Here is a 15,723-nt window from a genome sequence, read left to right on the forward strand (position 1 = left end):
ATGGTGATTAGTCAAATGTGCCGTAGAGCACACCCCGACTTCGCATCGTGAACTTCAAAGGAGAACAGAATGAAGCGTCGCAAGCTTCTGCTTGGAGCGGTAAGCCTGATGGCCAGCGCTGCCCTCGTTACCGGCTGTGGCAGCACGACGGCAGCCACGCCAACGCCGACTGAAGACCCTTCAGGGACCATCACGTTCTGGTCCCCGTTGGCCGGGATGGACAAGGTTGCTGCCGCGTTCAATGCCAGCCAGAGCAAGATCAAGGTCAACTTCGAGACGGTGCCCAACGGTTCCGGAGGCGGTTACGCCAAGCTCTCCACCGCCGTCACGGCAGGCAATGGACCGGATGTCGCAACGATTGAATATCCGCAATTGCCGCAATTTGTCAGCAACGGCCAGCTCCAGCCACTTGATGGTTTGATCAACAAGTCCGCCACAGTGGACAAGCTCAAGGACGAAACCAAGTCCCTGGTGCAGTTCGGCGATAAGACCTTCGCCCTGCCTTACGATGCTGCCCCGATGATCATGTGGTACCGCAAGGACATGCTGGACAAGGCCGGTGTAGGCGTTCCGAAGACATGGGATGAGTTCGAACAGGCGGGCAAGAAGCTCAAGGCGGTCGCGCCGGATTCCTTCCTGGCCAGCTTCAACCCTAACGAAGCTTCGCTGACCGGCGCCTTGGCGTGGCAGGCAGGGGCCAAGTGGTTCGGCACCGACGGGGAGAGCTGGAAGATCGGAGTGAACGACGACCCAACCCAGAAGGTCGCCAGCTACTGGCAGAAGCTGATTGACCAGAAGATCGTCAAGGTCCAGCAATCCTTCAGCGACGAATGGAGCGCAGATTTGGCCAGTGGCGCCGTCGTCGGTGTCCTGGGCGCGAACTGGAGCGCAACAGGAATTCAGAAGCGTACCGAAGCCAGCGGGCAAAAGGGCCAGTGGATCGCGGCTGAGGTTCCCAACTGGGGAACACCTTCGGACGCTTTCTACGGCGGCTCCACGTTCAATATCACCAAGAGCAGCAAGAACCCCGCCGCGGCGGCCAAGTTCATCGAATACCTCGCCACCAATTCCGATGCCATCAAGGCACGCGGCAACACCGGGTCCGCGTTCCTGGCCTTCCCCGGGCTCACACCTGTAGCCCAGCGGGCCTACGACGCGAGCTACTTCGGTAACGACATCTACTCGGTCTTTGATAAGGCCTACTCCACCATCACGCCCGGTTGGCAGTGGGGACCGAACTGGGACATTACCAACACGGCCCTCAAGGACGCATACGGCAAGCTGACCACCGGCGGCAAGATCACGGAGGCCGTTGACACAGCACAAACCGCAACAGTGGCCGGACTCAAGCAGAACGGCCTCTCCGTCAAGGAGTAGGGCCCTACGACGGGGTGGTTTCGGGGGTCCCGGAGCCACCCCGCCCGAGGAGATGAATCATGGTCACCCAAGAAACCACCGCAACCGCCGGGGCCCGCCAAAGTGCCCGCAAGCAACGCTCAATGTCCGGAACGGGCGGCCGCACGGCGGCGCTGTTCCTCACGCCCTTCTTCGCAGTCTTCACCCTCGCAATGGTGGCGCCCGTCGTTTACTCAATTGTGCTGAGCTTCTTCGCCCAGCAGAAGTCCGGTCTTGGCTTCGGCGAGGCCAAGACCTCGTTCGTCGGTCTGGAGAACTACCTGCAGGTCCTGCAATCCGAAAGCTTCGTGGGCGGCATCGGCAGACTCGCCCTCTACTGTCTGATTTATATACCTTGCATGATGGGCGGCGCCTTGGCGTTCGCGCTCTTGCTGGACGCCGGCGTCGCTCGTGCCAGGAAGCTCTTCCAGCTCCTTGTCTTTCTCCCCCACGCAGTGCCCGGTGTCATCGCGGCCCTGATCTGGGCCTACCTCTACACGCCGGGGGTTAGCCCGATCGTGTCGGTCCTGGAATCAGGCGGGATCTCGCTGAATTTCCTGGACAACCACATGATCCTTCCCTCCATCGTCAACATCTCCGTGTGGGAGTGGACCGGCTATAACGTCATCATTCTCTTCACGGCGCTGCAGGCTGTGTCCCGCGAGGTTTTGGAAGCAGCACGGGTAGACGGCGCCGGCGAAATCCGTGCCGCCATCAGCATCAAGCTGCCGCTGATACTTCCGGCCCTGAGCGTCATCATGCTCTTCACGGTTATCGGCACACTTCAGCTCTTCACCGAACCATCCATTATCGGCAAAGCCACCGCCTCCGTCACCAGCACCTGGGTTCCGAACATGTGGGCCTACGACGCCGCATTCAACAGGCATAACCTCAACCAGGCCGCGGCAGCGTCCATCATTATCGCGCTCCTGGCCGCCGTGCTGTCCTGGGCCGTGACCCGCTTCAGCTCAAGGATGAACAAAGCATGAGCACCAGTACCATGCCCAGACAACACGCCACGCCACCGCAGACAACGGCATCAGAACGCCGGAACGCCAAACGCGGCCGCAGGTTCACCGGCACCTTCACCGTCAACGCACTGCTGGTCATTGGCTGCGCGTACATGGTCCTGCCCGTCCTGTGGCTCTTCATCGCCTCAACCAAGAACACCGCTGACCTGTATGGCACCGGAGCGTACGCGTTCGGCCAACCCGCCTTCCTTGACAACGTAGCTGCCGTTCTGGGGCAGGACGGCGGCGTGTTCCTGCGCTGGATGGCGAACTCGATGTTCTACGCCGCGTTCGGGGCGGTCTTCGGCGGGCTCTTCTCCGTCATGGCAGGCTACGCGTTCGACAAGTTCCAGTTCCGCGGCAAGGATTCCTTCTTCGGAGTGGTCCTGGTAGGCGTCCTTATCCCCAACACCGCCACCGTTTTGCCCATGTATTTGTTGGCTTCGGTGTTCGGCATCACCAACACCGTTTGGGCCATCCTCATCCCGGTGCTCTGCAACCCGTTCGGGGTGTATCTGGCCCGGGTGTACTCGGCCGCCTACGTCCCTGGCGAGACCCTGGAAGCCGCCCGTGTGGACGGCGCGGGTCCGATCCGTTCATTCTTCTCCCTCGGGCTGCCGATGATGATGCCCGGCTACGTAACCATTGCCCTGTTCCAGTTCGTGGGAGTGTGGAACAACTTCATGCTCCCCTTGGTGATGCTCCAAGACCAGAAATTGCTGCCCGTCAGCGTCGGTATCTCGATCTGGCAGGGCTACTCCGTGCCACAACCGGAATTTACGCCCATGGTCATCACGGGGTCGCTGCTCTCGATTGTCCCGCTCCTGCTTGCCTTCGTTATGTTGCAGCGGTTCTGGAAGTCAGGACTCAGCGCGGGAAGCGTCAAATGAGCACCAACTCCCTGAACGTGGCCCTGGCGATGCCCGCCAGCACAGCACGCACTGTCTTTCCGCCGACCAGCCTTGATCCGTTGGGACGTTCGTTGAACCTTCTCAGTCATGACCCGATTGAGGACTTCCACTCACCGGAAGGCCGGGCTGTCCTGGTGGAAGCGGACGTCCTCATTACTGGCTGGGGATGTCCGATGATCGACGACGCGGTCCTGGATGCCGCACCCCGCCTCCGCTATGTCCTTCACGCTGCAGGCACCGTGAAACACCACATTGGAGACGCCTGCTGGGAACGCGGCATCCAGATCAGCTCCGCCGCTGATGCCAACGCCATCCCCGTTGCCGAGTACACAGTTGCAATGATCGTCCTGGCCAACAAGAAAGTGCTCCAAATCGCCCAAGCCCTGCACTCCACCCGGACGGCAGTACCTGCGGAGCAGCTCTTTCCAGACATGGGAAACTACCGCAAGCGGGTCGGCATCATTGGAGCCTCAAAGATTGGCCGGCACGTCATTCGCCTCTTGGCTGGCTACGAGCTGGAAGTGGTGGTCGCCGACCCATACCTCAGCGCCTCGGAGGCCTCTGCACTCGGCGTCGGGCTCCTCAGCCTGGACGAGCTCGTGGCGAGTAGCGACGTCGTGAGCCTCCACGCGCCGTCGCTCCCCTCCACGAAGAACCTCATTGATGCAGGACTGATCGAACGGATGCGGCCGGGAGCCACGTTCATCAACACCTCGCGAGGTGAGCTGGTGGACCAGGAAGCACTTCTTGCGCGAGTGGAACAGGGTGACCTATACGCCATCCTGGACGTCACCACGCCCTGGGTGTTACCGGCAGAGTCCCGGTTTTACTCACACCCCAACGTGCTGCTCACCCCACACGTGGCGGGGTCGCTGGGCACCGAGCTCGAACGCATGGCAGCGAGCGCCGTGCAGGAAGCACTCCGGCTATCCCGCGGCGTGCCCCTCGCCTACCAACTGAAAGCCGAAGATCTCGCAATCACGGCGTAGGCCGCCTCACCACATACCAAGTCCGTGACATGTGTCATTCCCCATTACATCGAAGGCGAATCAATGGAACACACCACGAATTCAACCGCCCCTAAGAACACCCGCCGGGCAACCCCGATAGTCCTGAACCGTAGGACCTTGCTGCAGTTCGGCGCCGTCGCTGCGGCCGTGCTCGGAACTCTCCCACTGACAGCACCACGCGCATCCGCGGCGGATGACCTCTTCATTGCCGCCCGCCAAGCCTGGCAAAAGGCCCTGATGGGCGGTGGCTACGACCCCGCCGATCCAGCCTTCGCATCCCGGCTGACCGCTGTAGCTACCACCGGCCGGAAATGGCAGACCTCCATGAATACCGCATCGGGCCGCACATCCTTGTGGGCGGACCTGCCTCTGGGTATCAAATCCTCGAACGTCACCAACACCGCCCGCCGACTCCGCGATATGGCCATGGCCTGGGCAGCAACCGGATCCTCTACGTATCACGACACCGGGCTGGCCGCGACAATCGTGAACGGTCTTGATTGGCTGTGCACCAATGCCTACACCACCAGCGGAACCGCATACGACAACTGGTACGAGTGGAAGATCGCCACGCCCCAAGCCATCAATGACGCCGTGGTCCTGCTCTTCGATCAACTCTCGCCCGAACAGATCAGCTCCTACGTGGCCGCAGAGGCGCACTACGTACCCCAAATGCCGACTACCGGCACAGAGGCCGCCGCCGCCAACCTGGCCTTGGTCGCAGATGGATTCAGCGGCCGTGGCGTACTGTCCGGTGACATGCCCACGGTCACGGCAGCGCTGCACAGCCTGGCTTCACTCATGACCTACGCAAAGCCAGCGGGCGTCGCGGTGGGCACGATCGACGGCAACAAGGATGAAGCAGCCTTCTTCAGCTATGACGGCTTCTATCCGGACGGTTCATTCATCCAACACGGCCAGTTCCCCTACGTCGGAGGCTACGGGGCAAGCCTTCTGACGTCCATGGTGGCCACCATCCTCAGAACCGTTCCCTTGGGTGCCTCCATTGATACGAACATCATTTATGACTGGATCCACGATTCCTTTGAACCCTTCATGTGGAACGGACTCATGATGGACACCGTCCGGGGCCGGAACGTCGCTTTCTCTCCCGACGGCGACCACGGTGCCGGACACGGCGTCCTGGCCGCTGCACTGCCGCTGCTGGACACGACTACAGGAGACCAACGCAGTCGGCTCGCTGCCATGCTCAAGCAGGAACTCACCGGCGACAAGGGCGATGACCCAATGGCTGGCTTCACCCTGGCGGCCTTCAGCATGGCACGGGCACTCGTCAACGACGCGGCCGTGGCACCCCGCGGACCGCTGGTCACCACCCATGTTTTCGGATCCATGGACAGGGTCCTGCACCGCAACGAAACGTTCGCAGCCGCCGTAGCCATGAACTCCCCTCGCATCTCCAACTACGAAACCGGCAACAATGAAAATCTGGCCGGCTGGTACACCGCCGACGGCGCCCTCTACCTTTACACTGACGACCCCACTCAATTCGGCAACGGATACTGGTTCACGGTGGACCCCTACCGGATCCCCGGAACCACGATCGACACCGTAACCCGCACACGGGTCACGGTTCCGTGGCGCGCCGAATATCACAACCCTGATTACTGGGCCGGAGGCGTTGCAGACTCAAACTGGGGCCTCGCCGGTTTACGGCTGAAGGCAGAATCCCCCTCCACACTGCAATGCCGGAAATCCTGGTTCTTCTTCGGCAATGAGATCCTTTGCCTGGGCGACGGCATCACCGGGGACCCAGGCCGGACACTCGAGACAATCATCGAAAACCGTCGAACCGGCTCCAGCGCAACCATCACCATCGACGGGCAAGCACTCACCACCAACGGTCCCATCAAACAGACGGGCGCCACGTGGGCGCACCTGGACAACGCAGCGGGTTACGTCCTCACCGAGCCCACCACGCTAAACGTCCTGCGGGAAGAACGAACCGGCAAACTCTCCGATATCAGCCCCAACCGAACCTCCGCATCATTCACCAACACGTTCGCCACCTTCTGGCTCGAACACGGAACGGCAGGAGCAGACCACTATGGCTACGTCCTCCTGCCCAAGGCAACGGCCGAACAAACCCGTGCCTACGCCCAAAAATTGCCCATCCGGGTGGTTGAGCGGTCCGCGACCGTGCACGCCGCACGCCATGAAACCTTTGGAAAGCTCGGAGTAGCCTTCTTCACCGCGGGCACCACGTCATTCATCACCGCGCAGCAGCCGTGCGCGGTCATCGTTGAAGAAACGGACACGGAATTGCGCCTTTCCGTCAGCGACCCAACCCAGCTGGCCAGCACCGTCGTCCTCGATCTGGACATCACCGGGGCAGAAACGGTATCGGCCGACGACGGCGTCACGATCACCAAAAACGGAAGCGCAACACGCATCTCCGTAGACGTTGCCAACGCCGCAGGCAGCAGCCGATCCGCCCGCATCAAATACGTGCTGTCCCCCACCATCGTGAGGGAACGGCTCTTACGCGATTACGACGCCGGCAAACTCACCAAACCGCTCTACGATGACCTCGACAAATGGCTGAAGAAACTCGCCCACGCCGACAGGAAAAGCCGGGAAAGCCAGGAATACCTCGATGGCTTCAAAGCCCGGATTGCCAGCTCGCAGCAGAACCTCGACCCGGCTACCTACGCCGCCATGCAAGACCTGGCCTCCCGCCTGGTCGCGCGCATTAGCTAACGCCTCCCGACAGGGTGGATGGACCCGTACCAGCCACCCTGTCGGGGCGACTTCACAAGCTGCTGACAATGACCGGTGAGGGGAACGCGTTGCGAACTCGCGCCGTCGCAATGTTGCGCAGATCACATCTGATGCCTACGCTGGGGTGGCTGCAGCGTGGCAGCGAACAGATGAAAGGCAGCATATTGACCAGCGAGAAGCTCTCTGTAGTTGTTCGAGTCGACCTCGACGGAGCACAGATCCAGATCGCAGCAACCGGTCACGTGACCACCTCCAATCTCCACGCGCTATATCCAATCGTTCAACGCACCAACAGCCTGGCCGACGGCAGGGACGTCGAGATGGACCTTACGGGCGCCTTGATCGAACCGGATGCTCTTGAACAACTGCAGGGCTACGCGATGCTGCACGAATTGCCGGTTCGGGTAGATCCTGCCCCAGCGTTGGCAGGGGCTGGGCTGGCGGCGTGAGTTGCGCCAGCCCTCAAACCGAGGACTAACCTGACTGACATGACTCAGTCAGCGTGCGCGTGGATCGGGACCATTGTTTTCCTCTTCCTCGCGCCTGGCATCGTGGCGGGTCTCATCCCATGGCTCATCTCCGGATGGCGGCTCTACGACTGGGACGGCGCGACGTGGATCGTGGCGCCCGTCGCCTGGATCGCGATCGCCCTAGGGGTAGCTTTCCTGCTCCACGCATTTGCGCTGTTCGCCCTTCACCGGGGAACCCCGGCGCCGGTTGCGCCGACCCAGTCGCTGGTTGTCACCGGGGTTTATCGATTCGTGCGCAATCCCATGTACATTGCGGTGCTCACGATCATCCTCGGCCAAGCGCTGCTCTGCGGCAGCTGGTGGCTCGTGATCTACGCTGCGATAGCCCTCATCGCCGTGGTCACTTTCGTGAAGGGTTACGAGGAGCCCATCCTCACCGACACGTACGGCGAGCAGTACCTCGAGTACCGGCGCAACGTTCCGGGGTGGTGGCCGCGGCTGACGCCTTGGCGGGGATGACAGGTCAGGGCTGGGGCGGCGGCAGTTCCGGGTTCTTCGGCTTCCTGCATTTTTACGATGAGTTCAAGAGTGTGGAAGCCTGCGGCGCTGGGGTTGTTGAATCAATCAACAGAATTGCTATCCCCTGGGCTAGCCCGTGGTCGGCTTTGCTGGTTTGTCTCGAGGCGCCCAGACAAGCGGAAAGGTTCCTTCCGCTGGATGGGCGGCATAAATTGGGGGAGGATTCATGCCGAAGGATTACGATCTTTGCCCGGCAGGCCTCTGAGCCGAGGGTTCTCGCGCATCTTGGCGCTCGATGTGAACTGGAGCGTTCGTCCGGGTGTTGGGTACGAAGCGGCGGATGAATGTTGCCGTTATGGCCCCGAGCAGTGACATAAGGAGCCAGGGAGCTAATGCGGGGATTGAGGGCGTGTACGCGTGTTCATAAAGCGGAGCAAGGGCCGTGTTGCCGATAACCACAGCGAGCCCACCGGCGCTGGCAAGCAATCCGTAGTAGGCCCCTGTGGGGCGTCCGGCGGAAAATTCGAGTACCAATCCCATAGCGATAGGTGTCACGCACATGTTGCCGAGGGAGAGGCCCGTCCCCAGCACGATGGCTGGCAGGATCGGAAGCCCGCTGGGCGATGGGATCACTGCCCAGGCAGCGAGTGACGCGAAGCCCAGGGATTGGAAGGCAAAGCCCAGGCTTAGCGCGATTTTCGGTCCCGCTTTGCGCATGATCCGTCCTATTGGCCATTGAAGCGTGATGGTCAGGATCGACGCGTAGGTAAAGACTAAAGCCAGAGAACTTGCACCGGCCCCGCTTCGTTCGAGTTCGACGGGAAGCCCGAAATACAGCTGGTTGGTCGCCAGAAGATTGACGCTGAAGAAGGCGGCGAACCCGATAAACCTCTTCTCCCTCAGGCAGGACCAAAGGTCCGCCGACGGGTGGCCAGGCAGGTCGGAGGGGGTCTTGGCTGCTTGGGGCCGGGCCTTGGGCAGGAACAGCCAAAAGACCACGGACATCACGGCAAAGACGGCGGCCCCTGTCAGCAGGGCAGTATCAAAGCCGGTGCTGAGGAGTAGGGACCCCAACAGCGGACCGAGCACCACGCCTACCTCGCCGCAGACCACCAGCAATGCAAAGAGCGCGGATCTGTTGCTGTGCCGTTCGACACTTGAAACCGATGTTGAAGATGAGCTGGCTGGCGAGCAGCAGTTGCGGCGCTGGCGCAACCCTCGCGGGACGTCGGCGGGTGGGTTTTGGGCGCAAGGTCAGCGCGGCCGTCGGCTTCATTTGTTGGTGCCGGCTCGGAGGACGGGAAGCATGACGGATCCTTGTGTAAAGGGCTGGTGGATTGCCATTAATACTATCCGGAATCATTCGCATTAGAGTGAATCCGTCACAGAAGGTCACAAGGAGCGTTATGCGTTGCCGTCCGGTCGTCGCGGTCGGGTTGGCCGGGCCAAGGAATCTCGGAGCCTAGCCCCTCCATACAGCCGCCTCAGCCAGCTCCCTGACTCAGCCGAACGGCCGCCTCCTGCTGGACGCGCGCGGCCTTGCTTGAGTAGTCCGCGATGATCCGGAGTTCGTCGTCGCTGTAGCCCTCCAGCAGCGCGGCCATGCCGCCCATGAAATCGGCGAAGTAGGGTGCCGCTGCGGCAACCTGGTCACCGACGAGCTCGATCAGGACCTTCCGCTTGTCCTCGCCATGCTTGACCCGCCGGGCCACGCCTTTGCTTTCGAGTCGCTGCATGAGTCCGGTGACGGATGCGGGGGCCAGCCCCGAATGTTCCCCGAACTCACCCGCCGTCATGGGGCCGTGCCGCAGCAGGATGTCGATGGCCTTGCCCTCCGTCGCCGAAAGGCCCCGGAGTTCCGATAGTGCGGTGTGGAACATGATCGCGGCAGTGGACAGCTCCCGGCCCGACGCATAAACAGCTTCCAGCAGAGCCTCGCGTTGCCCCTGATTCGTCATGCTCCGAGGCTAGCAAAGTCTTTCGCTTGCCCGAAACGATTGACCAGGGCCGAGCTCAGGATTATATTTCTTTTAACCGAACGAAATAAATTCCCAAGGAGCTCCCATGCTGACCTGTCTTGTCATCGGATCCGGCGTAGCCGGCCTTTCCACGGCTCTCTCACTTCAGAAAGCCGGCCACTCCGCCACTGTTTTTGAGGCCCACAATGGGCCTTCTGACGGAGTCGGCGCCTTCCTCACCCTCGCGGTCAACGGTTTCGATGCCCTGGACACGCTGGGACTGAAGGAGCAAGCTGCGCAGCTGGGCTTCAGCACTCCCCTTATGTCCATGTACCTGGGCAGCACGGGTCGCCACCTGATCGATTTCGATTTCGGCGGCACCCTCCCTGATGGCACCACGGCCCGGACTATGACGCGCTCGGAGCTTTACACCCTCTTGCGGGAGGAAGCGCTCCGCCGCGGGATCAGGATCGAGCATGGCAGGCGTTTGATAAGGGTCGAGGAACTGCCCGACGGCGTCACGGCCGTTTTCGACGACGGCACCTCCGCCCGCGGCGACCTGCTGGTTGGGGCCGACGGGCTGCGCTCGGCGGTGCGGCCGCTGATCGACCCCGCCTCCCCCGCACCGCGCACCATCCCACTGCTCAACACGGGCGGCATCATTCCTGCCAACACCGCCGCCTTGGCGCTAAAAGACGTAGATCTCGGCGTGTCCCCGGGGCGCATGAAGATGGTGTTCGGCAAGCGCTGCTTCTACTGCTACATGCCCAGCCCCGACGGCAGGATCTGGTGGTTCGCAAATCCTTTGCAGCGCTCCAGTGCTGATCCGGCTTTGCTTGGCCAGGAGGAACTCAAGTCTTGGCTGACCGGGCTGGTGGCTGGAGACCGAACACCAATGGCGGCCCTGATTCGCGCCACGGAAGATATCATCAAGCCGTATTCCACGTTCGATTTCCCGAGCGTCCCCCGCTGGCACCGCGGCAGGATGGTCTTGGTGGGCGATGCCGCCCATGCTGCCTCTCCATCGTCCGGGCAGGGCGCATCAATGGCAATCGAGGACGCCGTCACGCTGGGCCGCGCCCTTCGGGGAGCCACAAGCGACGACAAAGAAGCTAGCCTCGCTGCCCGGTTTGCGGCCTACGAAGCGGAGCGCCGCCCCCGTGCGGAGACGGTGGTCGCATGGGGCCGTCGGAATTCTGAGCCCAAGGTCAGGAACCAGTTCACCCGGGTGCTCCAGGACCTGGCCATGCGTGCCATTTTCAGGGGACTTGCCCGGAAGGCCGCGGACAACTTCGATTGGCTGTACGGCCATCACATCGACTGGGATGCTGTTCCCGAGTTTGCCGACAGATGACCACGTCGCTCACCCGGAAGATGCTGCCTCAGCACCCCCGGTAGCCAGGCTCCCGTCAGCGCCCGCACCCCCACCATCGCCTCTGCCCGCTGCCTTCTGCATATACGACGCCGAGACGCTCCGGTAAACGGGTGTCAGGAAGGCGATCAGCGCCGCGGCAATGAGAATGAATCCGGCAATCAGGAACACCAGGGCGATCCCGCGGGACGTGCCCTGACCCAACAGCGGTTCGAGTTGGGCGGCGCCCTCGGCGGAGCGGGCGTAGGGGATGATCCAGAACTGGGCGATCGGGGCGATGAGGAACGCTGTAATGGGCGCTGCTGCGGACTCGAAGGCCATGGCGAATCCGAACACCCTGCCCTGCCGGTTCAGGGGAACCACCTGCTGGATGACTGTTTGCTCGGCAGCTTCCACGATGGGAACCAAGGTCAGATAGAGCCAGATACCGGCTACATACAGCCATGCCCATTCACGCAGGGTGAACACTGCACCAAGCAGCCCCATCACGGCGACAACGATGAGCATGGTCCGCAAGGGGTTGGAGCCGAGCCCGAACTTTCCCACCAGGGCACCGCCCACCAGTATCCCAGTGCAGCCCAGGGCGAAGAACGTTCCCCACATTTCAACGGAGAACATTTCCAAGCCGTAGGGATCCATCAAGGCCATGTACACACCGCCCACGAAGTTGTTGAACGTGGAAAAGACGATCAGCGCAAACAGCCCTGAAATAGCCAGGACAGCGGCAATCGAACCCCGGAAGTCGAAGCCGCCGTGCGCGTCCGAAGCGGCGGCCTGCACCTCTTCGGGCATTCGCAAGGTAAGTAGATGGGCGAACGCCAACGCGGTAAGAATCAGGGCGGCCACAATGGTCCAGCCCATGCCCAGCAGGCCTACTGAGAGCCCGGAGAGGACCGAGGTAACAACGAACATCAGTCCCTGCACCATCCCCACCATTCCGTTGGCATTGGCCCGGCGATCAGGCTCGATGAGGATAGTGACGGTGGTGGAGAGGGCAATATTGCGCAGATTTTCCACCACTGCACCCACGAGGATGATCAGAGTGAAAAGCCAGAACCACGGCTGCGTGAGGTCCAACAGCTGCCTGGTAGGGATCAGGAGAAACAGCACTCCTGATAGCACGAACATCACCAGGGTGAACCCAGCAGCGAAGCGCATCACGGCAAGCTTCCGATACCTGTCCACGAAGGTGCCGAAACTGATGCTGGAGAGTGCAATCAGCAGCATGTAAGCGCCCCCGACCACTCCCGTGGCAATAACATTGCGCGTTTCCAGATAAACCCAGAATGTCAGGGCGAACCAGAGATAGCTTGTGGTGATGTTTGCGAGGGCAGTGTTCACCAGGATCCCCATAAATGTGCGGGATCGCTCTGCCGGAGTGCGCAGGGAGAGGTCGATAACGTCAGTTACCCCAGCCGGTTCCTGCTCGGTCATGCGTTCCAGTGTACTGACACCAATTGCCGCAGATAAGGCCCAGCGACAACCCGGTCCTTATGACAATCAAACCCCGCCAACCTCCCGGTAGGATCGGCAAGGAATCCTAAAGAAGCCTGGGGGAAATTCTTGATGAAAGGTGCAAAAGGCCAGCTCGCCTTCACCGATGACGTTAGCCGGGATCTGGAGTTGCGGGAGTACGGCCTGGACCCCGCAGAGGATTCCACCCTGCTTCCCAACGCCGCCGTCATGAGTGCGCTGCAGAACCTCGTGCGCCTTGCCACTGAGCTTTGCGGCGCCCCTTTTGGGGTGGTCAATATCATCAGCGCCGAATACCAATACCAAATTGGCGCATGGGGTGTGGAACCGGGCATGTGCTCGCGCGAAGATTCCATGTGTGCCAAGGTGTTCCTCTCCCGCGAGATCACGGTTATCCCTGACGCTTCGCTGGATCCGCGGTCCGCTGACAACCCCTTCGTCACCGGTGAATTGGGCCGGGTTCGGTTCTACGCTTCGGTTCCGCTGCAAACAGAATCAGGATTCGTTCCCGGCACCTTGTGCGTCTTTTCTGACAAACCCAAAGAGATACGGCCCGAGCAAGTCAGCATGCTGGAAGTCCTGGCCAAGCAGGTGGTGGAGCTGTTGGAGTTGCAGCACCGCACAATCCAACTGGACCGCACGTATGCAGAGTTGAAGGAGAGCAACGCCAAGCTGGCTGGTTTCGCTGGCCGCGTCAGCCACGATCTGCGGATTCCGCTCACCACGATCCTGGGTTACGTGGAGTTGGTGGAGGACGATCCAGACGTCCAAGCGGACAGCGCTGCAGCCGAATACCTGAGCCGCATCGGGGCGAGTGGCCGCCGGATGCTGGGGATGCTGGAAGACGTCCTGAGCTACTCGAGGGTGGGCGGCGGCATACAGCCACAACAGGTCTCACTCAAGGAGGCAGCGGGCGAGGTAGCCCGGGACCTCGGCATCGAGGACGACATCCTTGAAGTGCAGGACCTGAACCTCCAGGCGGACAAAGGCCAACTGCGCACTTTGCTGCAGAACCTGTTGTCCAACGCCATGAACTACCGCAGCCCCGTAAGGGATCTACAGGTCCGGATCAGCGGTGTCTCCAATTACCACGGCGCCACCATCTTCGTGGCCGATAATGGAAAGGGCATCAACGCGGACGACCGGGCCAGGGTCCTGGAACCGTTGGTGCGCCTGCGCCGCCAAGGCGACGGGCCCGGCTCCGGCCTGGGGCTTGCCACCTGCAGCAGCATCGCCAAGGCCCACGGCGGCGAACTCACCCTCTCGGAGACTGCCGGCGGTGGAACCACGGTGGCAGTGAGCTTTCCGGCCGATCTTTAGCGGCGCGCAACACAAGAAAACGCGCGACGCCGACCTACCGCCGTCGTGCGTTTTGCCCCTCAGGCGTTACCCGCGGCCGTTCCCCTTACCTTTGTCGGGCTTCGTGTCATTCTTGCCGCCGCTTTTGGCGTCCGCGGGATCTTGGGAGCCGGCGCCTGCACCATCCTGGGCAGACACGTTGGTTTGTGCCGCTGGCGCCGGAACGGGCTGCTGATCCTGCACATCCACAACTTCGGCTGCGGGCGCCACCGCTGGCGGCGCCGTTTCCACGGGAGTCGCCGGCCCGCTGGGTTGTGATTCGATGACGGTGACACGCGGATCGACCTGCCGCGTCGGTTCGGCTGAAGATTCCGGGGCAAAGACGCCATTGGTGAGCAACGCCAAAGCGACGGGAACCGCGAGGGCAGCCGCAACCAGCCCGGCGAGCACCTTGGACTTCTTTCCAAAAACCCTTGGACCCGTAGCGGAGGCACGCCTTCCCGCAGCTGAAGCAGCTGGCCCGGGGCTTGAGGTCACCACCTGCGGCGGCCGCGACAGCAAAGCCGGCTTCGATGGGACTGCAGGCGCCGCTGGAACTGACGGCAGGATTGCCGTTGCCATGGGTGGCAGCTTTCGACGCCGGCCCGCCAGGACTTCTTCAACGTCGCCCGCGGTCGGGCGTCGTTCTGGATCCATGTCGGTCATTGCCTGGAGGAGTCCGCGCAGTCCATTGGGTAGGTCTTCCGGGATCTCGGGTGCCCGGTGAAGGCGCGCCGAGGCCGTCTCCACCGGGGTTCCAGGGTATTCGGGCTTGCCAGTGAGGCACTCCAGGAGCACCAAACCCAAGGAGTAGATGTCGCTGGCAGGCGTCAGATGCAGCCCTTGTGCCTGCTCCGGGCTGAGGTATTGGGCTGTACCGACGGTGAAGCCCGTTGCGGTGAGGCGGTGATCGTCCATGACCAAGGCGACGCCGAAGTCTGCCAGCTTCACGGAGTCGGCGCCATCTGTCCCCTCCGAGACGACGATATTCGCCGGCTTAATGTCGCGGTGGATGACGCCCTGGGCATGCACCTGCGCAAGGGCGCCGGCCAGTCGCACGCCGATGCGGGTGGTTTCGGAATGCGTCAGAGGCCCATCGGACAATACGGCTTTCAGGTCACGTCCCTCGGCAAGCTCCATGACAAGGTACGCGCGTTCTTCGTCATTGCGCGTATCAACACCGGCATCGAAGGCTGCCACCAGGCCTGGATGGTCAAAGCTTGCGAGCAGCCGCATCTCGGTTTCCTGGCGGCTCCTGAACGAGTCGTCGCCAGAACCAGGCAGGAAGATCTTGATTGCCACGTCCCGGCCAAGGAGCAAGTCCGTGGCCCGGTACACCGTGGACATGGCTCCTCGGCCCAAAACAGGTCCCAGCTCATAGCGGCCATCGATAGCAGCCACACTGGAATCGGTCACGTGGAACTCCACGGCCTCGTCATTGTTGCCCACGAATTGTCACGCCCTTCAGGCCCGCCTGTGTGCTCCGGACCCTAACAGTGTCCGTTACTACCAGGCAACGCCGCCG

At 61.9% G+C, this 15,723-nt stretch carries 13 protein-coding genes; 9 read left to right on the plus strand and 4 right to left on the minus strand.

Annotated features, from left to right (window positions below):
- The first annotated feature begins 69 nt into the window (after positions 1-69).
- From ACFX4T_RS14675 to ACFX4T_RS14705, 7 genes are all read left to right on the plus strand, one after another.
- Positions 70-1,377 carry an ABC transporter substrate-binding protein gene (locus ACFX4T_RS14675; protein ID WP_377652503.1) on the plus strand — a complete coding sequence of 436 codons (1,308 nt, stop codon included), beginning with the start codon at positions 70-72 and terminating at the stop codon, positions 1,375-1,377.
- A 59-nt stretch (positions 1,378-1,436) separates the two neighbouring features.
- Positions 1,437-2,384, plus strand: coding sequence for a carbohydrate ABC transporter permease (locus ACFX4T_RS14680; protein ID WP_377652504.1), 948 nt, complete (start codon positions 1,437-1,439; stop codon positions 2,382-2,384).
- Positions 2,381-3,295, plus strand: a complete 915-nt coding sequence (locus ACFX4T_RS14685) for a carbohydrate ABC transporter permease (protein ID WP_377652505.1) — start codon at positions 2,381-2,383, stop codon at positions 3,293-3,295. Before ACFX4T_RS14680 ends, ACFX4T_RS14685 begins: the two co-directional genes overlap by 4 nt.
- Positions 3,292-4,305, plus strand: coding sequence for a hydroxyacid dehydrogenase (locus tag ACFX4T_RS14690; protein ID WP_377652506.1), 1,014 nt, complete (start codon positions 3,292-3,294; stop codon positions 4,303-4,305). Before ACFX4T_RS14685 ends, ACFX4T_RS14690 begins: the two co-directional genes overlap by 4 nt.
- 63 nt (positions 4,306-4,368) lie before the next feature.
- Positions 4,369-7,047 (plus strand): polysaccharide lyase 8 family protein, encoded by a 2,679-nt coding sequence (locus tag ACFX4T_RS14695; RefSeq protein ID WP_377652507.1) that lies wholly within the window; start codon positions 4,369-4,371, stop codon positions 7,045-7,047.
- Between the two features lie 185 nt (positions 7,048-7,232).
- Positions 7,233-7,517, plus strand: coding sequence for a hypothetical protein (locus ACFX4T_RS14700; RefSeq protein WP_223947262.1), 285 nt, complete (start codon positions 7,233-7,235; stop codon positions 7,515-7,517).
- Positions 7,518-7,556: 39 nt separating this feature from the next.
- Positions 7,557-8,057, plus strand: coding sequence for a methyltransferase family protein (locus tag ACFX4T_RS14705; protein ID WP_377652508.1), 501 nt, complete (start codon positions 7,557-7,559; stop codon positions 8,055-8,057).
- Positions 8,058-8,294: 237 nt separating this feature from the next.
- On the opposite strand, the gene ACFX4T_RS14710 is transcribed toward ACFX4T_RS14705, so the two are convergent.
- Both ACFX4T_RS14710 and ACFX4T_RS14715 read right to left on the minus strand, forming a co-directional pair.
- Positions 8,295-9,272 carry an MFS transporter gene (locus ACFX4T_RS14710; RefSeq protein WP_377652509.1) on the minus strand — a complete coding sequence of 326 codons (978 nt, stop codon included), beginning with the start codon at positions 9,270-9,272 and terminating at the stop codon, positions 8,295-8,297.
- Positions 9,273-9,541: 269 nt separating this feature from the next.
- A complete protein-coding gene (locus ACFX4T_RS14715; protein WP_377652510.1) occupies positions 9,542-10,015 on the minus strand; it encodes a MarR family transcriptional regulator in 474 nt (157 codons plus the stop codon).
- A 106-nt stretch (positions 10,016-10,121) separates the two neighbouring features.
- Here ACFX4T_RS14715 and ACFX4T_RS14720 point away from each other — a divergent pair, with 106 nt between their 5' ends.
- Positions 10,122-11,369, plus strand: coding sequence for an FAD-dependent oxidoreductase (locus ACFX4T_RS14720; RefSeq protein WP_377652511.1), 1,248 nt, complete (start codon positions 10,122-10,124; stop codon positions 11,367-11,369).
- Positions 11,370-11,378: 9 nt separating this feature from the next.
- On the opposite strand, the gene ACFX4T_RS14725 is transcribed toward ACFX4T_RS14720, so the two are convergent.
- Positions 11,379-12,821 carry an MFS transporter gene (locus ACFX4T_RS14725; protein WP_377652512.1) on the minus strand — a complete coding sequence of 481 codons (1,443 nt, stop codon included), beginning with the start codon at positions 12,819-12,821 and terminating at the stop codon, positions 11,379-11,381.
- Positions 12,822-12,953: 132 nt separating this feature from the next.
- Here ACFX4T_RS14725 and ACFX4T_RS14730 point away from each other — a divergent pair, with 132 nt between their 5' ends.
- Complete coding sequence (locus ACFX4T_RS14730; RefSeq protein ID WP_216926206.1) at positions 12,954-14,180, plus strand: GAF domain-containing sensor histidine kinase; 1,227 nt, start codon at positions 12,954-12,956, stop codon at positions 14,178-14,180.
- Positions 14,181-14,246: 66 nt separating this feature from the next.
- Here the strand turns inward: ACFX4T_RS14730 and ACFX4T_RS14735 are convergent, their stop codons facing one another.
- The gene (locus tag ACFX4T_RS14735; protein ID WP_377652513.1) at positions 14,247-15,614 is read right to left on the minus strand and encodes a protein kinase; all 1,368 of its coding nucleotides are present in this window, start codon (positions 15,612-15,614) and stop codon (positions 14,247-14,249) included.
- Between the last annotated feature and the right edge of the window lie 109 nt (positions 15,615-15,723).

This window comes from Paenarthrobacter sp. YIM B13468 (assembly GCF_042788025.1).
GTDB lineage: Bacteria > Actinomycetota > Actinomycetes > Actinomycetales > Micrococcaceae > Arthrobacter > Arthrobacter aromaticivorans.